Source organism: Rothia sp. 88186D007BW (genome assembly GCF_053544215.1).
In genome coordinates this window covers 1-18,004 of record NZ_JBPPTR010000004.1, presented here as the reverse complement: position 1 = coordinate 18,004, position 18,004 = coordinate 1, and the positions used below count along the sequence as shown (strand labels likewise).

Here is an 18,004-nt window from a genome sequence, read left to right as displayed (position 1 = left end):
AAAGGGATGGACGCGTTACATCCTATTGTTACTGCCACACCCAGGTCAGGGTCCCGGCAGCTGCCGATAGCAGGTACCCGGTCATGAGAATTGCTAGGGAGCACAGCAGGAAGGTCGCGTCATCGCGCTGGTAGACAGGCACGCGGGCCCAGGTGCGGGGCCCTGCACCGAAGCCTCGGGCTTCCATGGTGGTAGCTAGGCGGGTTCCGCGGCGGATGGCTTGGACCAGCAGGGCAAAGGTTTGCCCGGCCAGGGTGCGGACGCGGCGGGGCAGGGAGTCGCTGGCGCCTAGTCCGCGGGCTCGCCTGGCTTGGCCCAGGGTGTGCCATTCGCTGAACATGAGACCCAGTAGGCGTAGGGCCGCTAGGGCAGCGAGTACGAAACGGGCGGGAAGTTTGGCTGTTTGGGCGAGGGAGTCGCCCAGGTGGGTGGGGTCGGTGGTGGTAATCAGTAGGAGGCTGGGCAGGATGAGGGCCAGGCCTCGGGTCATGAGGGAGATACCCATGGCCAGGGAGTCGGTGGTGATCCAGATGAATCCTACCTGTAGGACTGTTTCTCCTGTTTTTTCGGCGATGAGCGAGGTGGACCAGCCTGTGAGCAGGGCGCCTACCAGTAGGGGCCAGAAGCGGGCCAGCAGGGCGAGGGGCTGGATGCCCCAGGCTTTGAACAGGGCCAGTTCCAGGGCGAAGACGGCTAGGGCTGTGCCCCAGTCTTTGATGAGGAGCAGCCCTATAGATAGGAGGAAGGTGGCCAGTAGTTTGGTGCCGGCGTTGAGTTTTCCGGCACGGCTACGGTGGGCGGGCCCGAGTGCGAAGAGGTCAAGCGCCATGGGTGGTTTCCGCTTTCTGCAGGGTGAGGTGCTGGCCGCCGAGGGCAGCTACGTAGTCCTTATCGTGGGTTACGGAGATGACCGCAAGACCCCGGTCAAGTAGTTCCCTCATCAGGGTGACAAGTTCGGCCCAGGTAGTGGCGTCCTGGCCGAAGGTGGGTTCATCGAGTACCAGCACCCTTGGTTCAGTAGCCAGAGCTGTAGCCACCGAAAGTCGTCTTTTCTCCCCTCCTGAGAGGGTGAAGGGGTTAGCCTCTGCTAGGTGAGTAAGGCGCAGGCGGGTCAGAAGTTCATCGGTGCGGACTGCCAGGCGGGTCTCATCTATTTTTTCTTTGCGTACACGGGCTAGGTGCCGGGGTCCAAATTCTAGTTCTGCCCGCACGGTGGGGGCAAGGAACTGTTGTTCTGGCTCCTGGAAGACCAGGCCGATACGGTCGGCTAGTTCGGCTGCGGGCCAGCTGGCCGGGTCGGTGCTGCGGTAGCGGGCAGGCAGGCTTGCTGTGAGCCCCTGGTGGGCGTAGACCTGCCCAGCAGCTGGGTAGATGAGCCCGGCTAAGGTTAGGGCCAGGGTGGTTTTCCCTGCCCCGTTAGACCCTAGAAGAGCCAGGTGTTCCCCGGCGTGCAGAGTCAGGTTAATTCCGTTTGCCACGGTGGGCAGATCCAGGGTGGGCACCTGCCCGGCGGCGAGCGCGCGGGCGCGCTGCTTACGTTGGCGGCGGGTGGGTAGCTCTCGGGTGATTGCTAGATCGCGGGCCTCAAGCAGCGGGGTGTGCCCCCCAGCGACCTGCCCGGGGCGGACGTCCTCCCCCGTCTGCGCTGCCCGGGGAGGGTGGGGCACATACCCGGGCACCCATACCCCACCGGCAATGAGCTGTTCACGGGCCTGGGTAAGTACCTGCTGGGCTGGCCCGTCATAGCTGATGCCGCCTTGGGCGTTGAGAACTAGCACGCGGTCTACGTGTTCAGCCCAAATACCGACCCGGTGTTCGATAACCACCAGAGTAGCCCCTGAGGCAGCGGTGGCAGCTAGTACGGCGTCGCGTACTTCTAGCACGCCGGCAGGGTCAAGGTTGGCGGTAGGTTCATCTAGTAGCAGGGCGCCGGGGCGCATGGCTAGGATTCCTGCTAGCCCCAGCCGTTGCTTCTGCCCGCCTGAGAGGGCTGAGGTGGAGCGGTCAAGAGGTAAAGAGCCTAACCCGACAGCGTCCAGGGCCCAGGTGACCCGGCCCCAGATTTCTTCACGGGGCACTCCTAGGTTCTCAGGCCCAAAAGCTACGTCATCACCTACTCGCGCTAGCACCACTGAGCTTTCGGGGTCCTGTTGCATGAGGCCACAGGCCCCCCGCGCCTGGGTGGGGGGCTGCCCGTTGACGGTGAGTTCACCGAGCTGGGTTTGGCCGTCCTCATCAACGAGCAGGCCTGCCATGGCGTGCAGCAGGGTTGATTTTCCTGCTCCGGAGGGGCCTACCAGGAGTACTTTCTGCCCCGGCTCAATCTCAAAGTTCAGCCCCGAAAAGGCGGGGGTGGCCCGCCCAGGGTGATGCCAACCAAAATCGCGGGCCACAAAGCGGGCCCCCTGCTGCATGTGCATGGCTGTGTTCTCCGCTCTAAATCTGTGTGCGGGAAGGGTTACTAGCCCGGCGGCGGGCACGGCCAGCAGCCAGAGAATCAAGCGCCCCAGTGCTGGCCAGGGCGTGGGTGAGTAACCAGGAGACCAGGCCAGCGAGCACGGTGCCAGAGATAATTCCGCATACCGCATAGGTCACGGCCTTAGAGCCTTCAAAGACACCTGCAAAGTAGATAAAGAGTTCAGAGATGCCCATGAAGGCACCGGCAGAGGCACCGGCTAGGAGGGCGGTTCCCAGGTTCCAGATTCGATAGGCAAAGAGTAAGAAGATGAGTTCGGTGCCTAGTCCCTGGATCAGGCCAGAGAGAATAATTCCTACAGAGTAGCTACTGCCAAGAAGCATAGAAATTATTGCTGCCAGCAGCTCGGTGTAGAGGGCGGCGCCGGGTTTGCGGATGATATAACCACCGAGGACGCCGGCAATCAGCCAGGTGCCGCCCACCAGTGAGGCGTATTCGGGGGCAAGGGCTAGGGCTGTTTGGGCCAGATTATAGCCGCCGTTGTTCCAGGCCCAGAAGATAACAGCGCAGGCAACTGCCAGCACAGAAGCTATAACGATATCGTTGACGCGCCAGGTCAGCGCAGATTTCTTAGACATAAAGCCTTCCTTTGATGTGGTACAGCAAAGGGGGCATGCACAGGCAAGGCTCATAGCCTGCCGCTTTTTCGACTCCCTAGCGCCGGTACTAACCGGATCAGGTTCGAGGGTCTGCGTGTGCACTCTCAGCGCCCGGTGTGGGCGCTCCCCTGTCGTTTCCGCCGTGGGCGGACGTTCTTTCTGAACGCCTTTGTAGTATAAGCAGGTCATGCCGCCAAAGAAAAGATACAAACTTTTGTGACAGCAGGTATCACTAGCTGCCCACATTTACACAGTACTGATAGTGTTAGTGCCAGTAGCTCTCTGAGAGCCCCCTACCAGCTACCGAAAGGGAACCTCCATGAACCCCCTCATCAAGATTGTAGGAACCGCTGCTTCACTCGGCGGTGTTGCCTTGTCCAACAAAATCCTGAGTGCAACCTGGACTAAAATTACCGGCAATGAGCCACCGGCCAATAACCCCGATGACGATGAGCGCTGGCGCGACATCATCATCTGGTCCCTGATTACCGGCCTGGTGGGCACTATCATCAAGGTCAGTATCACCCGCGCTCAGCGTCAGCTTGAGACTAAGGTCGATTCTGATTCTGGTTCACAGGCTGAAGTCTAAGCTGACCGATAGCCCTCTTTTACGGCTGGCCCCGCTCACTGCTGAGCGGGGCCAGCCTGCATTTAGCATCTCATTAACCGTTTCACTAGCCCATCAAGAAAGCTCAGCCGATACCATATAGCCATGACCACACCAGCAACCGGCAGCCCCGGAGCCACCACCTCCGCGACTCGCTCCACCTTCCTAGCCTGGGCCCTCTGGGACGTAGGTAACGCCAGCTTCAACGCCATCATGACCACCTTCGTCTTTGCGGTCTACATCACCAGTTCCAGCTTTGGCAGCACCGAACACACCTCAGCAGTTCTCTCTACCGGCCTAACCATCGCAGGTTTCTGCATCGCAGCCCTCGCCCCGCTCTCAGGCCAGCGGGCTGATATCACTGGCCGCCGTGGCCTCTGGCTGACTGTCAATAGTCTGCTTCTGGTTCTCATCATGGCCCTCTGCTTCTTCGTGGCACCCAGCCCCGACTATCTCATCTGGGGTGTTGTTCTTCTTGCCCTGGGCAACCTGGTCAACGAGTTTGCGGTAGTGAACTACAACGCTATCTTGCCCACGATCTCCACCCGGCAGACCATCGGCAAGATGAGTGGCATCGGCTGGGCTGCGGGCTACTTTGGCGGCATTATGGCCCTGCTGCTGGTGCTCCTTGGCTTCATATCCCCCGGCCTGCTGGGCATCACCGAGGACGACTCCCTCAACATCCGCGCTGTTGCCCTCTTCTCAGCGGTTTGGGCCCTGGTGTTCTCTCTGCCCCTGATTCTTAAGGTGCGCTCTCTGCCGCAGCCGGTGCGTGCGGACGTCCCCCGTGCAGGTGTTCTGGCCTCCTACCGGCAGCTCTTTGCCACCATCGGCAGACTCTACCGCCAGGCCCCCACCACTCTCTACTTTTTGGTCTCTTCTGCTGTCTTCCGTGATGGTCTCAACGGCATTTTCGCCTTCGGTGGCATACTCGCGGCAGGTTCCTTTGGTTTTAGCACTCATCGGGTCATTATCTTTGCCATCTTCGGCAATATCGTCGCCGGTGCCGGGGCCGTCCTCGGTGGCTTCTTCGATGACCGCTTTGGCCCCAAACGCGTCATCATTTTCTCCCTGGTGGCGCTCATGGCAGCGGCTCTCCCCCTACTGGCGTGGCCGTCAGCCACCATGTTCTGGGTCTGCGGCCTCACCCTCTGCGCCTTTGTGGGCCCTGCCCAGTCAGCAGCCCGCTCCTACCTGGGGCGTCTGGTAGAAGAAGGCCAAGAGGGCGAAATCTACGGGCTGTACTCCACCACCGGCCGCGCCGCCAGCTTCCTAGCCCCTGCCCTCTTTGGCACTTTCGTCACCCTGATGGACAGCCAGGTTTGGGGCATCATGGGCATCGTCATTGTGCTCCTGGCTGGCCTACTGTTGATGATTCCTATTAAGGACCCGCAGCAGGCTACTTTATCGGCACCTGAGCACAAGCAGCTCTAAGAAAAGAAAATAGCTCTAAGAAGAGAAAGAAGGGGGCCCAGCCTCATAGCTGGGCCCCCTTCTTTACCTTCTGACTTACTCACGGTGCGAACTCACTGATGGCGCAGAGGAGTATTCTCCATAAGGCACAATCATCTGAGTCTTCACCATCTCTTCTACCGCCACGCTAAAGCTTTCACGGTCAATGACGCCGTAGAGTTCCTGCATTTTCTCGTACACTTCTTCGTAGCTGCGAGGGGTTTCAAGAAAAGTCCAAATATCAAACGCAGTAATAGAGATTCGAGAAAGAATCCCTTTAGTTGTCAGCAGAAACTTCTCATCAATAGCTAAAACTTCAGTACCCTCAGCCCGGCGGAAATAGGCTGTACCGTCTGCGAGCGCTTCTTGCTCACGCTCGTCCTCGCACCCAGTAACCGGCGCTGCCTGATATAGAAACTCCTGCACCAAAGGAGCAGCTTTTTCTTGCCCAGCAAGAAGTTCTTCAAAGAAAGGAACTGTGTCAGAAATTTCGCTATAGGTCAGTTTGATAGCTCCGCCTACGCGGTTGAGCAGACGAGCTAGTTCCTCTAGCCCCCGCGGCATCTGTTGCACCCCTGAAGACTGTAAAACAATGGCAAACAGGGCCTCATCTAGGGGTAGGCGTTCCCAGCTTACCGGGGCCTGGCCGGTCTTATCCCGGTCGAGGATAACCAGGTGCGAGAGGGTATAGGTACTGCCCGGTTCAGCGACTTTCAGGCCTTGCTGGGCCGGGTCATATTGCACCTTGGGTTCATTCTCATTCTCAATCACCGAAAGAGGCTTAGGGTAGGGCATGATGCTCAAGTCATCGATGTTGATGACAGCCGTCTCATCACTGAGATAGGTCAGGGAGGCCCCAAGCTTTCTGGCTGCTGTTGTCTTGCCTGTACCAGAGGCGGCTACCAGCCCCACAGCTTGTTTGCTCTCAGGATTCCCCAGGGCAGCAGCATGCAGCAGGTGCTTTTTACCAGCGTGCGCTTTAAGGAGGTGCATAGTCACCTGCACTGTCAGGCGCTCTGCAGCCCGCTTCTCATCAGAGCTATCGATGGTGGTGACCTCAAGGCTCTTGGGGTAGGCAGCTACCGTTTCAGTCCCCGGACGCTGGGTTAGCACGACTAGGCGCAGGCCCTCGGTGTCAGCGTCAGTCACAGAATCGATGACCTGCGGGGCCAGGGACCCCCAGGCTCGCAAGGTTTCTTCCCACAACCAGTCTGAGGCGTCCTCAAAGACCACCAGCACCGGAACGTCTGCAGGGTGAAGCAACAAGCCGCGCATGGGGCTCCTTTAGCTGGTTGAGGTGTCGGTAGGGATGAGAGTTTTGTGGAAGTTGAGGTAGCTACGCGAGGCTGTAGGGCCACGCTGGCCCTGGTAGCGGTTACCGTAGGCTCCTGAACCGTAGGGGTGTTCGGTGGTGCTGGTGAGCTGGAAGAAGCAGAGCTGACCTACCTTAGAGCCGGGCCACAGCATAATCGGCAAGGTCGCCATATTCGACAGTTCCAGGGTTACATGCCCCGAGAAGCCGGGGTCGATGAAACCGGCGGTGGAGTGGGTGAGCAGCCCCAAACGCCCCAGAGACGATTTACCTTCAAGCCGGGCCGCGATGTTATCGGGCAGGGTCACCTTCTCGTAGGTGGCGCCCAGCACGAATTCACCCGGGTGCAGCACAAAGGGCTCATCGGGTGCAACCTCAACCAAGCGGGTGAGATCTTCTTGAGCCTGCGAAGGGTCAATGTAGGGGTATTTATGGTTATCGAAGAGCCGGAAGAAGCGGTCAATGCGGACGTCCACCGAGGCGGGCTGAATCATTGACGGGTCGTAGGGCTCTAGGGCAATGCGCCCAGCATCAATTTCTTTGCGGATATCCTGATCAGAAAATAGCACACTTCAAAAATACCGTACTCTACCGGCCCCTTGCTGCTGCCCTACCGCAGATATTCAAGAAATAGGGAAAGGAACTAGTGGCGTAGTACACCCCTACCAGGGTGGTGCAAAAGAGTAATCTTAAGAGCACATCATCTTATGTCACTCGCATGAAAGCAGACTATGACTCCCCTCGTGCTTTGTACGCTCACCATTATCGTGACGCTGGCGGTGAGCGGTTACGCCAAGGCTAAAGAGCCTGCCAGCACCGTCACCGCTATCGTCAACCTCAAGTTAGATCAATGGTTACCGGTCAAGCTGGTTGCACGTACCCTGCCCTGGGCAGAGCTGGCGCTAGCAGCCGTCCTTTTCTTTGCCCCCGGTCTTATCCAGGTGCTCGCTGCCGTAGCTGCTGTACTGCTTTTTATCGGCTACTGGGTGTTCATTGCACGGGCCGTTGTTCAGGGTAATACCGCTAGCTGTAACTGCTTCGGTTCAGCATCTACTGCTCCTATCTCGGTGTACACTCTGGTGCGCAATACTGCCCTTTTGCTGGCTGCTTGTGGCGCGCTCATCGGGGCTTTAAACACCGGCGGGTCAGCTTTCACCATGCTTTTGGCTCTTGATGCTCATGGCTGGCTGTGGGTCATTGGTGCAGGTCTGGCCTCGCTGACTCTTTGGGCCATTTATCGTTCTGAGCTTGTTCCTGTAAGTGGCACAGAGGGTGCCCCCTCTGCCCTCGAATTTCCTGTGGATGAGCAGGGTGAATATGTGCGTACCCCTATCCCCTATGCTGCTCTCCATTACCCTGTAACAAACCCTTCCCAGGAGCCTGGCACCGGTCAGGCCACGACGCTTCGTGAGCTTGCTGCGCAGCAGGCACGCGTCCTCATCTGGGTTTCTCCCGGTTGCGGCCACTGCCACGAGGTCATCGCGAAGATTGATGAGTGGCAGCAGCAGCTACCTATGCTAGGTGTTCACCCTGTGGTATCAACTGACAGCAATATCCAGCATTTCACTTTTACCACCGATGTGCAGTGTTTTGTTGATCCAGGTTTTAAAACTCAAGCCCTCTTCGGCAGCGGCACCCCCGGCTCTCTTGCTCTTGGGGCGGACGGTCTTCTAGCAGGCGGCCCCGTCTTTGGCGGTAATAAGGTCATTAGTTTTATTGAAGACATCATTACTGAAGTCAACGCCGACTATTACAACCATGTAGAGGCTGATGCCGAGGCGGTAGATGATGGGGAGTACGAAACTATCGTTATCGAGCGCCAGTAGTTCTGGGCCCAGTGGTGCTGGGTCTAGTGGTGCTGAGTCTAGTGGTGCTGAGTCTAGTGGTGCTGAGTCCGGTCCTTTCTAGGTGCACTCAGGCCCGGTGCTTTCCCTGGTTCATGGGGGGGGAAGGCACCGGGCCATAGTTTTTATGAGCGAGATTTTTTATGAGCGAGCGCCGTGCTAGAGAATGTTGAACTGTTGTAGGGTCTCTTCCGGTACTACCGCAGCAACAAGTAGGGCTAGTAGGAAGAGCAGGGAGATAACCCCTACGGTGGTGGATTTCCAGCCGGGGTGGAGTTCGTTGAAGGTCACCAGGCCGGGGTGTTGCTTGTTCATCTGAGTCACGTTGATGGCCTGGTAGACGGTGGTCTGCGGGGCGATAGAGGTGGCAATAGAGCGCAAGGTCTTAGCATCCCAGATGCGCCCATCGAGGCGGAAAATACGCTTGTTCTTAGCGTTGACAGCCCACAGGGCAGGGACCCCTTTATAGCGTAGGGCTGCTATGCCAGTTAGTTCCTTGGTAGCAGCCTGGCGGGGGGTCAGGCGTTCAGCGAAAACAGTTTGTGAGATGTGGTCAAGTTCTGCGGCCTGCCAGCCAAAGAGTCGCCCGCTCAGCACATGGGTCTGGGTTTTCACCACAATCTGTGGGCGCAAGGTGGAGTAGATCGCGAAGAGCGCGCCTAAGGTAATAAGCCCTAGGAGCACCATAAAGACTGGGGTGGGGCGCTTGGCCAGCATGAACCAGATACAGGCTAAAGCCAGGACGCCCGCAGGTAGGCCCGCGATGAGGCGGCGGTGGTAAGAGTTGATGCGGGGGTGAAAAATCTTTGTGACGGCCCCGTATTTGTCGGGTACCTGGTGAGCGTGTTCTGCCATGGCTCTACTCTATCGGCAGTCTGACACAAACGGGGTGTAAGCGTGTGTGAGCTACATTTAAAGGGTGGTGCATTTTAGAACTTCAGTAGACCGTGTCTTAGCCTGGTGGCTGGTGGGCGTACTCGCTGCCATCCTCATTGCTTTGGCGTCCTTAGCTCTTATCAACCGTCTGGTGTACGGCCCTGAGGGGCAGGTGCGCGCCTATTTCGCTGCTGTGCGAGAGGGGGATGGCTCTAAAGCCCTGGGTATTTTGGGGGCTCAGGTGCCAGAGGCTAGCGTCGCTATGCTCGATGGGGATGCCCTGCAGGCGTCTTTGACTGGGATGAAACATCTCTCCGCTGAGGCGGTTACGGTAACCGATGGTGGGGAGCGGGCTACTGTGACCGTTACCTATACGTTAGAGGGGCAGGAAGGTAGCACGGATTTTCATCTTCATAAGGTGGGTTCTCACTGGGGTGTTTTTGACCGCTGGCAGATTGATGCCAGTGAGCTGCCAACCGTAGAAGTTACCTCCAATTCGGTGGAGGCAGCTACTCTCAACAACACCAAGGTTTCGGTTGAGGGTGGTGCACGGGAATTTGCGGTTTTCTACCCTGGCTCCTACACGGTCACTTATGAGTCGGCTCTCTACACCGCCAGTTCGCAGACGGTGGCGGTGACAGCACCGGCCGGTGAGCCCTTGCCCCTGGCTGTAGAGCTAACCCCCTCAGAAACTGCGGCAACGTCGGTGCAGCAGCAGGTAAAAACCTATCTTGATACCTGTGCTACAAAGAATTCGCTCTACCCTGCCGGTTGCCCTTTTGAATACGATTTTTCGGGCCGGGTCGATGGCGATGTTACCTGGCTGGTGACCGAGTACCCTCAGGCCCAGGTTACTTTGGCTGGGGGTAAGTGGGCGCTGGGTAAGAGCAGCGGTGAGGCAGAGATTTCTTTTACTGAGCTTGATCTTTATACCGGTAAGACCCAGCAGGTCACTGAGACCGTCATGTTCACGCTTGCTGGTTCCCTCACGGCTGACGGTGAGGCTCTTACTTTTACCCCGGATAGTTAGGTGAGCTTTCGCCTAGTTCACTGCGCGCAGATCACGTACCAGGTGAGGTTCGTCGGCGGTGTCCCCCAAACGGTTTTTTTACGAGGTTTCTCCCAGCTAAACGGGAGAGAAATCCGGTCTGAGGGTGGTTACATTAAAGAGGCTTTTGAGCCTGGTGCAGAGTTTTATTGGCTCTTTACCGCCCTTTGTATTTCATCTTTAACGATGTTTGGAGGCTTCTCATGACCCAGCACGCTGCAGCTCCCTCGTCATCGACCTTGTTTGACAAGATCTCTCAAATTTCTGCCCGCCTGGAGCAGGTCAGCCCACTCAGTGACCCTATCCCTACTGTTCCTTCAGTCCGTGGCCAGGCAAAGTCCGGCGGCACTCGTTTTGCTGAGCCGGTTGGGACGACCGCCCACCCTACTCAGCCTTGGGGCCAGGCCTCCGCGTAGGTAGGTTCTTTGAGGGAAAAGGATATGACTAAAGCCCGGGCAGAATATTCTGCCCGGGCTTTGGTCTATCGTGTGTAGGCTTCAGTCTACCCTAGGGGCCTTTAGCGGCGGCGGGCGTCCTTTTCTGCTAGTTGCGCGAACATGTCATTGTAGGCCTTCAGTTCGGCATCACCGTCACGGTCGGCTTGGCGGTCGATTCGTTTTTGTATTTTCTTATCGTTCATGGACCATTGCACCGCAACAGCGACGGCAATAATCATGGTGGGTATCTCGCCGATAGCCCACATGAGTGAGCCCCCTAGTTTCTGGTCCTCAATGGCAGATAGGCCCCAGGGGCGTCCTAAATTACCGAACCAGGAGGCTTGAAGCAAGGTGTCCATTTGCATGATGGAGATCCCCACAAAGGCGTGATACCCCAGGGTCGCAATGATCATGATCAGGCGCATGGGGTAGGTGGGGCGGTGGGGCAGGGGGTCTATGCCGATGAGCACCAGGCTGAAGATGTAGCCGGTCAGCAGGAAGTGAATCAGCATGAACTCGTGGCCTACATGGTAGCGCAGCATGACCCCAAAGAGGGGGGTGAAGTAGACGATGACGATTGCCCCGGCAAAGTGAACGGCTGCGAAGATGGGGTTGGTGACTACTTTAGACCAGCCTGAATGTACCAGGCGTAGGATCCATTCGCGCGGCCCGCGGGTGCCATCGGCGCGAGGTTCCAAGGCACGCAAGAATAGGGTAACGGGGGCCCCGAGTACTAGGAAGATGGGGCAGACCATGGTCAGGAGCATGTGCTCTACCATGTGCACGGAGAAGAGCACCTTGGAGTAGACGGCCAGGGCGCCGCAGGTGATGTAGAGCAGCACCAGAAGGCCCAGGAACCAGGAGATGGTGCGGGCCATGGGCCAGTGCCCGCCGCTGTGCCGTACTTTGTGCAGGGCCCAGATGTAGGCGAAGGCTGCGAAGCTGATGAAGGCTACCCAGAACCAGTCAAAGCGCCACTGGGTGAACCACTGGGTGAGGTGCGGTTCTGGGGGCATGTCGTAGAGGGTGATGATGCGGACGGGCTCGGCGTGAGCGTCCAGGGTCTGGGGGGCGGGGGGCCGGGTGCGGGAGAGGGAGACAGCCAGGCCGTTGGCGGCGCCCATAATGATCAGTTCGCAGGCGATAGCGGACCAGATGCCTCGGGTAGCGCTGGTGAGGCCTGAGCGCATCATGGGCAGTAGCCGTAGGCGGTGAATGACGCCGATTGCCCCTAGTACCAGGGTGAGCATGACTTTGGCGACTACTAGCGCCCCGTAGGTGGTTGTGAAGAGTTCGCTCAGGGTGTTGAGGCGCACCAGGGCGTTGATGGCGCCAGAGACAGCTAGTAGTAGGAACCCTAGCAGGGCTAGGGCGGAGTAGCGGCTCAGCACCGCAAGGGCCAGGGGCACACGCCGGGCGGACGTTGGCACCGCCCCTCTCTGCTTCTCAGTGAGGGTGCCGGTGCCTGCTTGGTCCCCGGTGATGTCGCGGGAGATGAAAGCTAGTACCATCAGCCCGCCGCACCAGAGCACTACCCCTACGAGGTGTAGGCCCAGGGAGTTGACTGCCCCCATGTGGTCTCTACCGCCTGAGGAGTGCCCTCCTAGGGCCATGGCCACAATGCTGATCATGGATAGGCCCAGGGTTAGCAGTAGACCGGTCAGTGACCGTACCGCGCAGACGAGGGTTGCTACGGTCGCGGCCACAATGATGCTGGTGGCTTCTTGTTTGCCGGAGTCGATGGTGGTGATGTAGCTGATGAGTTCTGAGGTGTACTCGGTTCCACTGGAGGGGGAGCGGCCTGTGATGCTGGCGTAGTTGAAAATGAGTACGGTAATGGCGGCGATAGTCCAGGTGATGGAAGATGCGGACGCCAGTGTCAGGGTTCTTCTAAAAGCTGGGTGTTCAGTGCGGTGCAGGTTCTTTTGCCGTTGGGCTGCATCGGTGGCATGGGCCATGTTGATCTTGGTCTGGCCTTTAGCTGAGTCAAGGAAGCGGGGCACCAGGCCTAGGGCAAAGATGATAGAGCCCATGGTTGCGGCCATTGAGAAGTTGCGGAGGCTCTCGGCTACTGGCAGGCCCCAGCGTACTAGGGCACCGGCGTCCGCTAGGTCTGTGGCGGAGGTTGAGCCGGTGATGGGTAGGGTCATTACCAGGGCTAGGAGGGAGGCGAGGGGGAAGGCCCATATCCAGTGGCTTTTGAGGCCCCGCACCATCTCGTGTGCTGCCATGTTCATACCTGATTCTTCTTGAGGGTCTTTAAGGCGGGGTGGGAGTTAGCTGTTTTACTGGCGTTTGGTTTTAGCCAGTACGATTACTAGCGCTGAACCTAAGGCTGCTACTGCCAGGAGGGCCAGCATGGCTTTGAGAGAGGTGGGTAGCCCCTCCCCTACCTGGCTCATGGGGTCAGGAGCGGTTGTGGTGGTGTTGGTACTGCCGGTGTGTTCTGCTGAGGGTTCAGCATCCCCTGGGCTTGTGACCGGTGTAGCAGAGCTGGCTGTATTGTTGCCCTGCTCTACGGTGTAGGTGAAGGTTCCCTGGATGGGGTGGCCGTCGGATGAGACGGCTCTCCAGGTGACGGTGTAAGTGTCATCATTGGTGGGTGCTAGGTTTTGGGTGACTCCGGTGCCTTCTACTTGGGGGCTGCCGTCTGTGACGCTTTCACCGGCGGTGTTGGTGACGCGCACCTGGTTGGCTCCGTCCACGTCCATAATGTCGCCGCTGTAGGTCAGTTCTATGCTGGCGGGCGCTTCGGTGAGGGTCGCCCCGTCAGTGGGGTTGGTGGATACTAGCTCATCGTGGGCGGAGGCTGGGTGCATGGCCAGTAGGTTGCAGGTAGCGAGGGCTAGGGCTGCGATGAAGGTGCGGGTAGAGGCTGTAGGTGCCTTAAACATAGGAGTTGTCCTTGCCTGTTGAAAGTGGGCGCGGCAGGTGCCCACCGGCTAGCAGGTGGGTGTGTCTTGCCTGCCTATTATCTCACGGCAGTGGTGGGTTATTCCCGTAGGTATAGCAAAAGGGCCACCCCGTACGTGGGGTGGCCCTTTCTAAAGTCTGTTCAAGAAATTTACTTCTTGGTGGAGACTGCTGCCTTCAGCTTTGAACCTGCGGTCAGCTTAACACCGTGACCTGCGGGAATCTGAATGGTTTCACCGGTCTGCGGGTTGCGACCGGTACGAGCTGCACGGTCAGTGCGCTCAATTGCCATCCAGCCGGGGATGGTGATCTTCTCGCCCTGTGCAACAGATGCTTCGAAGACCTGGAACAGTGCGTCAAGCACACCGTTCACTGCTGCCTGGCTGGTGCCAGCCTTCTCTGCAACCTCTGCAACGAGTTCGCTACGGTTCTTAGCCATTGAATGCTCCTCCTGAGACTTTCAAAAAGTGAGTGGCTGGGTTAGCCCTTTTCACAAGGCTAACCATATCAGCTACAGATTACCAGCTTGACTTGGTAACACCGGGCAGCTCGCCACGGTGTGCCATCTCGCGGAAGCGTACACGGGAGATGCCGAACTTCTGGAAGGTACCGCGGGGGCGGCCGTCAATCTGGTCGCGGTTGCGAACGCGGACGGGTGAAGCGTTGCGGGGCAGCTTCTGCAGGCCTACGCGGGCTGCTTCGCGCTCCTCGGGGGTTGCGTTTTCGTCAACCAGGGTCTTCTTCAGTTCCAGGCGCTTTTCAGCGTAGCGTGCAACGATGACCTTGCGCTGCTCGTTGCGAGCAATCTTGGACTTCTTCGCCATTGTTTAGCGCTCCTCTCGGAAGTCAACGTGCTTGCGGACAACGGGATCGTACTTCTTGAGAACCATACGATCGGGGTTGTTACGGCGGTTCTTACGGGTTACGTAAGTGAAGCCGGTGCCCGCAGTGGACTTAAGTTTGATGATAGGACGTACGTCCTTAGCCTTTGATGCCATGTTTAGATCTTCTCTCCGCGTGCAAGGATGTCAGCAACTACTGCGTCGATACCACGTGCGTCGATAACCTTGATGCCCTTTGCAGAGACGTTCAGGGTTACGTTGCGACGAAGTGAGGGTACGTAGTACTTCTTCTTCTGTACGTTAGGATCGAAACGACGCTTGTTGCGACGGTGCGAGTGCGAAATGCTGTGTCCAAAGCCGGGAACAGCTCCGGTCACCTGGCAGACAGCTGCCATAGTTTTCTCCTCCAAATGTTGACGAAATGACGGTACGCAGTTGGCGTTCGACAGTTTCCTGACGATCAGCAATGGGCGTCCCGTCACCTATAGGTAGAGCACCGGGTTATTCTCCAAGGCTAGAGTGTTTGAGATCCGCCATCGGGTGAGAGGCCGATGAGAATCCCTGCCGCGGGAAAAACGGTGAAGCTTAGGTGCACGAGAGGTGTTGCCACCACTACGAACAGCCTTAAAGTCTAGGTAATTACGGGATACCACGCAACCTATGAGCCCAACAAAAAGCTTGCGCCAGCCGGTGCTGGTGCTACCTGCTCCGGTGTGCGCAAGCTGCTTCTCATGATTCATTGGTGCGTTTGAACCTTCCATCAATTCTACCGGGGATTTAACTTTTCGCAAGTCATCTCAGGCTTTAAACCGCGCTTTCCCGCCTTGGCAGAAGGTGCCAGGCACCAACGTCCTCCCCTGCCGCAGAGGTAAATTACAAGCGTGTAATCTTAAGTGTGATGTTAACAGCTTAAGTCTTTTAATCCTAGAGCTCACCTGTTAAAGGGTGGCAGGTGCTTCTTCGGGTAGCAGGTCAAAGCGGGTCCAAGTGGGGTATTTGGGGCTGATACTGTCCCCTGAGCTGGTGCCACGTAGGCGGCGACCGATCCAGGGGACCACAAATTCTCGGGCCCATTTAGCGCCATCCAGGGCCTCTTGGAGGCGGGTTTTATGCAGTGGCTCGGGGATGGTGGGATCGCCGATACCGATGTTTTCTGCATTGAGAGTTTCTAGTACTCGGCGGGCGGTGAGGGTATGACCGGCCGCGTTCATGTGGAGGCGGTCCGGGGCCCAGTAGCGCGTATCCAGCAGCTCGTGCATGCGCCAGTAGTCTACGACGGTGACGCCACGGTTATCTGCAACTTCACGTAAAAGCTCATTGAAGAGAGCCACACGGGCGCGGTTACCGCTGAAAAAGCCCTTGGGCCCGGGGTCAAAACCGGTCATGGTAAAGACCTTAACTCCCTCCTCGAGCAGGGCTTTAAAGGCCGCATCGTAGCGTACCATCAGGGAGTCCACGTCAAAGCCGGGGCGCAGGGAATCGTTGCCTCCACCGACGAGGGATACTAGGTTGGGTTTAAGCTCTAGGGCAGGTTCTAGCTGTTCTTCGATGATGGGTACTAGCAGTCGCCCGCGGATTGCTAGGTTGGCGTATTGGGCCTTGGGATCTGCCAGCATGAGCTGTTCAGCGACTCTGTCGGCCCAGCCGCGCACCCCGTTGGGGCGTTCAGGGGCGTGATCGCCTACGCCTTCGGTGAAGGAGTCGCCTAGGGCGATGTAGCGGATAGGTTCATCTCGTCCGAGAGTTGAGAGCATGCGGGCTTGGGCCTTATCTCTATGAGGTGGGTACTAGGCCACTTTACCTCTGGGTCTGGCCGGATTCCGAGCGCGCGAGAAAACAAAACCGGCTCCGAAGGGTCACCGGTTCACCCTATTTTGGGCATAAAGAGAGCCCCCTACCGGATTCGAACCGGTGACCCCCTGTTTACAAGACAGGTGCTCTGGCCAGCTGAGCTAAGGAGGCAAGACTTTTCCAGTGTACCTGATATTTCGGGCTTGCGCATATTCCCGGTGACGGGGCGGACGGCCGCACCGGCGGAGTCTGGAATCCCGCTGGTAGTGGGTTTTACAGTCTAGGCACAGAAAGAGGCAGCTACGCCCTTTCCCTAGCCACTGAGCGTAGGAAAAGGCCTGTAGCTGCCCCATGACTGTATTTATCGGCTTAGCTTCTTATACGGGCAGCAAGCCCTGCGGGGGCCTCTTACCAATGTAAGTTTTAGCTCTTCTTCTTGGCCTCAATTTTCTGGTTGATCCAGGCGTTGAAGTCGTTGGAGTTGAAGAGCTCACCGTCAGCGAAGACGGTGGGGGTGCCGCTAATACCGTTAGTGGCTGATTCGAGGGTGACGGTCTGGATGAAAGGACGCCAGGTGTTGTTAGTGACGTCGTCCTTCACATCTGCCCCGTATTTCTCAGCGATAGCAACGAGTTCTTCGTTAGAGAGGCCACCGGTGCCCTGGTGGGTGAAGATTTCTTTCTGGAAGTTCAGGAAGTCTTCGGCTGATACTTGGTTAGCTACGGAGTAGGCAACGTTGTTGGCCCGGGCGGAGTAGAAGGTGGGGCTGTGGGCGTCGAGGAAGGTCAGGTTTCGGATTTCCACAGTGAGGTCGCCGCTGGCTACCAGTTCGGCGATAATGTCTGCGTTCTGGGCTTCGAAGTCGGCGCAGTGGACGCATTCGTAGTCCTGGAAGATGGTCAGGCGTACGGGTTCACCGTTCTTGTTTGCTTCTTCAGGGAGGGCTACTCCTAGCGGCATTTTTGCTTCAGAGCCATCTTCTAGGGTGTAGGTGGCTTCTGTGGTGCCCAGGGTGTTGCTGTCGCGGATGGCTTCGGTGCTGGTGTTCTGTTGGATGCCATCTGCGGTGATGACGATGCCGCCGTACTGGTTAGCGGAGGAAGGCACCGGGCCTACATCTGCGATTTGGTTGCGGTTACCGTTGACCACAACAATTGCGATGATTGCGACGATGAGGGCAACCACACCGAGGACGGTGAACTGAATCCAGCGAGTGGAGGATTTTGAGGTTTTCTTGGCCTGCTGTGCCGCCACGTGGCGGGCACGCTCGCGGGCGTCAGTGGTGGGCTTTACCTTAGACACAGATGTGCCTCACTTTCATACGTGCGTTCTTGATAGGTTCAAGCCTACCGCGATTCGGTGGGGATATCTGGTCTTCTCCGGACGCTCCAGCTAGTCTCACAGGAAACAATGAGTGTATGGGAGCGGTGGTGGATAAGGTGCGAGGAATCTATGAAAGGACGTGGGAAATAGCTGCTTTGTAACTGGTTGATTAAAACAAAAAAGTCCTGGACAAACGTCCAGGACTTCCTTGTATCCCACTATAAAAACCGGCGGTGACCTACTCTCCCACACCGTCACCAGTGCAGTACCATCGGCGCAAAGAGCCTTAACTTCCGGGTTCGGGATGGAACCGGGTGTTTCCCTCTTGCTATAACCACCGTAAACCTACGATGCAACACCACCCACCACAGGGGCAGCGCCCAACAAAACCCCCAAGGGTTATTGCCTCAAAACCATACAGTGGACGCAAACAACAAACATACCCAGAAAAAAATGTAAGCCTTCGGACTATTAGTACCAGTCA

At 57.6% G+C, this 18,004-nt stretch carries 19 protein-coding genes, 1 tRNA gene, 1 rRNA gene and 1 riboswitch; of the genes, 5 read left to right on the top strand and 16 right to left on the bottom strand.

The window, feature by feature from the left end:
• Positions 1-28: 28 nt before the first annotated feature.
• The 3 genes from ACEE09_RS03010 to ACEE09_RS03000 are packed head-to-tail and all read right to left on the bottom strand — an operon-like array spanning position 29 to position 3,054.
• Positions 29-829, bottom strand: coding sequence for an energy-coupling factor transporter transmembrane component T family protein (locus ACEE09_RS03010; protein ID WP_449081948.1), 801 nt, complete (start codon positions 827-829; stop codon positions 29-31).
• On the bottom strand, positions 819-2,420 hold the full coding sequence (locus tag ACEE09_RS03005) for an ABC transporter ATP-binding protein (protein WP_449081946.1): 1,602 nt from the start codon (positions 2,418-2,420) through the stop codon (positions 819-821). Before ACEE09_RS03005 ends, ACEE09_RS03010 begins: the two co-directional genes overlap by 11 nt.
• A gap of 16 nt (positions 2,421-2,436) precedes the next feature.
• Positions 2,437-3,054 (bottom strand): ECF transporter S component, encoded by a 618-nt coding sequence (locus ACEE09_RS03000; RefSeq protein ID WP_449081945.1) that lies wholly within the window; start codon positions 3,052-3,054, stop codon positions 2,437-2,439.
• A 56-nt stretch (positions 3,055-3,110) separates the two neighbouring features.
• Positions 3,111-3,215: riboswitch (TPP riboswitch) on the bottom strand.
• A gap of 179 nt (positions 3,216-3,394) precedes the next feature.
• On the opposite strand from ACEE09_RS03000, the gene ACEE09_RS02995 reads away from it, so the two are divergent.
• Entirely contained in the window at positions 3,395-3,664 is a 270-nt protein-coding gene (locus ACEE09_RS02995) for a DUF4235 domain-containing protein (protein WP_449081943.1), read from the top strand.
• Between the two features lie 123 nt (positions 3,665-3,787).
• Entirely contained in the window at positions 3,788-5,116 is a 1,329-nt protein-coding gene (locus ACEE09_RS02990; RefSeq protein WP_449081941.1) for an MFS transporter, read from the top strand.
• A gap of 75 nt (positions 5,117-5,191) precedes the next feature.
• Here ACEE09_RS02990 and ACEE09_RS02985 read toward each other — a convergent pair whose 3' ends face one another.
• The gene (locus tag ACEE09_RS02985) at positions 5,192-6,409 is read right to left on the bottom strand and encodes a hypothetical protein (protein ID WP_449081939.1); all 1,218 of its coding nucleotides are present in this window, start codon (positions 6,407-6,409) and stop codon (positions 5,192-5,194) included.
• Between the two features lie 9 nt (positions 6,410-6,418).
• Positions 6,419-7,015 carry a dCTP deaminase gene (gene dcd, locus ACEE09_RS02980; RefSeq protein WP_449081937.1) on the bottom strand — a complete coding sequence of 199 codons (597 nt, stop codon included), beginning with the start codon at positions 7,013-7,015 and terminating at the stop codon, positions 6,419-6,421.
• Positions 7,016-7,177: 162 nt separating this feature from the next.
• On the opposite strand from dcd, the gene ACEE09_RS02975 reads away from it, so the two are divergent.
• Positions 7,178-8,272 (top strand): MauE/DoxX family redox-associated membrane protein, encoded by a 1,095-nt coding sequence (locus tag ACEE09_RS02975; RefSeq protein ID WP_449081935.1) that lies wholly within the window; start codon positions 7,178-7,180, stop codon positions 8,270-8,272.
• 177 nt (positions 8,273-8,449) lie between these two features.
• On the opposite strand, the gene ACEE09_RS02970 is transcribed toward ACEE09_RS02975, so the two are convergent.
• Positions 8,450-9,145 carry a hypothetical protein gene (locus tag ACEE09_RS02970; RefSeq protein ID WP_449081933.1) on the bottom strand — a complete coding sequence of 232 codons (696 nt, stop codon included), beginning with the start codon at positions 9,143-9,145 and terminating at the stop codon, positions 8,450-8,452.
• A 67-nt stretch (positions 9,146-9,212) separates the two neighbouring features.
• On the opposite strand from ACEE09_RS02970, the gene ACEE09_RS02965 reads away from it, so the two are divergent.
• Together ACEE09_RS02965 and ACEE09_RS02960 are read left to right on the top strand one after the other, a co-directional pair.
• Positions 9,213-10,196 carry a hypothetical protein gene (locus ACEE09_RS02965; protein WP_449081931.1) on the top strand — a complete coding sequence of 328 codons (984 nt, stop codon included), beginning with the start codon at positions 9,213-9,215 and terminating at the stop codon, positions 10,194-10,196.
• Positions 10,197-10,417: 221 nt separating this feature from the next.
• Positions 10,418-10,630, top strand: a complete 213-nt coding sequence (locus ACEE09_RS02960; RefSeq protein ID WP_449081929.1) for a hypothetical protein — start codon at positions 10,418-10,420, stop codon at positions 10,628-10,630.
• A gap of 101 nt (positions 10,631-10,731) precedes the next feature.
• On the opposite strand, the gene ACEE09_RS02955 is transcribed toward ACEE09_RS02960, so the two are convergent.
• The 10 genes from ACEE09_RS02955 to rrf form a co-directional block, all read right to left on the bottom strand.
• Entirely contained in the window at positions 10,732-12,888 is a 2,157-nt protein-coding gene (locus ACEE09_RS02955) for a cytochrome c oxidase assembly protein (protein WP_449081928.1), read from the bottom strand.
• Between the two features lie 48 nt (positions 12,889-12,936).
• Positions 12,937-13,545 carry a copper resistance CopC family protein gene (locus ACEE09_RS02950; protein WP_449081926.1) on the bottom strand — a complete coding sequence of 203 codons (609 nt, stop codon included), beginning with the start codon at positions 13,543-13,545 and terminating at the stop codon, positions 12,937-12,939.
• Positions 13,546-13,715: 170 nt separating this feature from the next.
• Positions 13,716-14,003: an HU family DNA-binding protein gene (locus ACEE09_RS02945; protein WP_237197087.1), complete on the bottom strand. Its 288-nt coding sequence runs from the start codon at positions 14,001-14,003 to the stop codon at positions 13,716-13,718.
• 79 nt (positions 14,004-14,082) lie between these two features.
• On the bottom strand, positions 14,083-14,388 hold the full coding sequence (rpsN, locus tag ACEE09_RS02940) for a 30S ribosomal protein S14 (protein ID WP_237187198.1): 306 nt from the start codon (positions 14,386-14,388) through the stop codon (positions 14,083-14,085).
• A 3-nt stretch (positions 14,389-14,391) separates the two neighbouring features.
• Positions 14,392-14,562, bottom strand: coding sequence for a 50S ribosomal protein L33 (gene rpmG / locus ACEE09_RS02935; RefSeq protein ID WP_185173514.1), 171 nt, complete (start codon positions 14,560-14,562; stop codon positions 14,392-14,394).
• Between the two features lie 2 nt (positions 14,563-14,564).
• The gene (gene rpmB, locus ACEE09_RS02930) at positions 14,565-14,801 is read right to left on the bottom strand and encodes a 50S ribosomal protein L28 (RefSeq protein ID WP_083090534.1); all 237 of its coding nucleotides are present in this window, start codon (positions 14,799-14,801) and stop codon (positions 14,565-14,567) included.
• Between the two features lie 543 nt (positions 14,802-15,344).
• Positions 15,345-16,160 carry an SGNH/GDSL hydrolase family protein gene (locus ACEE09_RS02925; protein WP_449081922.1) on the bottom strand — a complete coding sequence of 272 codons (816 nt, stop codon included), beginning with the start codon at positions 16,158-16,160 and terminating at the stop codon, positions 15,345-15,347.
• Positions 16,161-16,294: 134 nt separating this feature from the next.
• A tRNA-Thr gene (locus tag ACEE09_RS02920) sits at positions 16,295-16,368 on the bottom strand.
• A gap of 252 nt (positions 16,369-16,620) precedes the next feature.
• A complete protein-coding gene (locus ACEE09_RS02915; RefSeq protein ID WP_449081920.1) occupies positions 16,621-17,499 on the bottom strand; it encodes a DsbA family protein in 879 nt (292 codons plus the stop codon).
• 246 nt (positions 17,500-17,745) lie between these two features.
• Positions 17,746-17,862: ribosomal RNA gene (gene rrf, locus ACEE09_RS02910) — 5S ribosomal RNA — on the bottom strand.
• Between the last annotated feature and the right edge of the window lie 142 nt (positions 17,863-18,004).

Excerpts from the sequence above, each read along its gene's own strand:
- ACEE09_RS02970 (WP_449081933.1), bottom strand. The coding sequence starts at position 9,145 with ATGGCAGAACACGCTCACCAGGTACCCGACAAATACGGGGCCGTCACA.
- ACEE09_RS02990 (WP_449081941.1), top strand. The coding sequence starts at position 3,788 with ATGACCACACCAGCAACCGGCAGCCCCGGAGCCACCACCTCCGCGACT.
- ACEE09_RS02945 (WP_237197087.1), bottom strand. The coding sequence starts at position 14,003 with ATGGCTAAGAACCGTAGCGAACTCGTTGCAGAGGTTGCAGAGAAGGCT.
- ACEE09_RS02975 (WP_449081935.1), top strand. The coding sequence starts at position 7,178 with ATGACTCCCCTCGTGCTTTGTACGCTCACCATTATCGTGACGCTGGCG.
- rpmG (WP_185173514.1), bottom strand. The coding sequence starts at position 14,562 with ATGGCATCAAAGGCTAAGGACGTACGTCCTATCATCAAACTTAAGTCC.
- ACEE09_RS03000 (WP_449081945.1), bottom strand. The coding sequence starts at position 3,054 with ATGTCTAAGAAATCTGCGCTGACCTGGCGCGTCAACGATATCGTTATA.
- ACEE09_RS03005 (WP_449081946.1), bottom strand. The coding sequence starts at position 2,420 with ATGCACATGCAGCAGGGGGCCCGCTTTGTGGCCCGCGATTTTGGTTGG.
- ACEE09_RS03010 (WP_449081948.1), bottom strand. The coding sequence starts at position 829 with ATGGCGCTTGACCTCTTCGCACTCGGGCCCGCCCACCGTAGCCGTGCC.
- ACEE09_RS02950 (WP_449081926.1), bottom strand. The coding sequence starts at position 13,545 with ATGTTTAAGGCACCTACAGCCTCTACCCGCACCTTCATCGCAGCCCTA.
- rpmB (WP_083090534.1), bottom strand. The coding sequence starts at position 14,801 with ATGGCAGCTGTCTGCCAGGTGACCGGAGCTGTTCCCGGCTTTGGACAC.
- ACEE09_RS02955 (WP_449081928.1), bottom strand. The coding sequence starts at position 12,888 with ATGAACATGGCAGCACACGAGATGGTGCGGGGCCTCAAAAGCCACTGG.
- ACEE09_RS02960 (WP_449081929.1), top strand. The coding sequence starts at position 10,418 with ATGACCCAGCACGCTGCAGCTCCCTCGTCATCGACCTTGTTTGACAAG.
- rpsN (WP_237187198.1), bottom strand. The coding sequence starts at position 14,388 with ATGGCGAAGAAGTCCAAGATTGCTCGCAACGAGCAGCGCAAGGTCATC.
- ACEE09_RS02925 (WP_449081922.1), bottom strand. The coding sequence starts at position 16,160 with ATGCTCTCAACTCTCGGACGAGATGAACCTATCCGCTACATCGCCCTA.
- ACEE09_RS02985 (WP_449081939.1), bottom strand. The coding sequence starts at position 6,409 with ATGCGCGGCTTGTTGCTTCACCCTGCAGACGTTCCGGTGCTGGTGGTC.
- ACEE09_RS02995 (WP_449081943.1), top strand. The coding sequence starts at position 3,395 with ATGAACCCCCTCATCAAGATTGTAGGAACCGCTGCTTCACTCGGCGGT.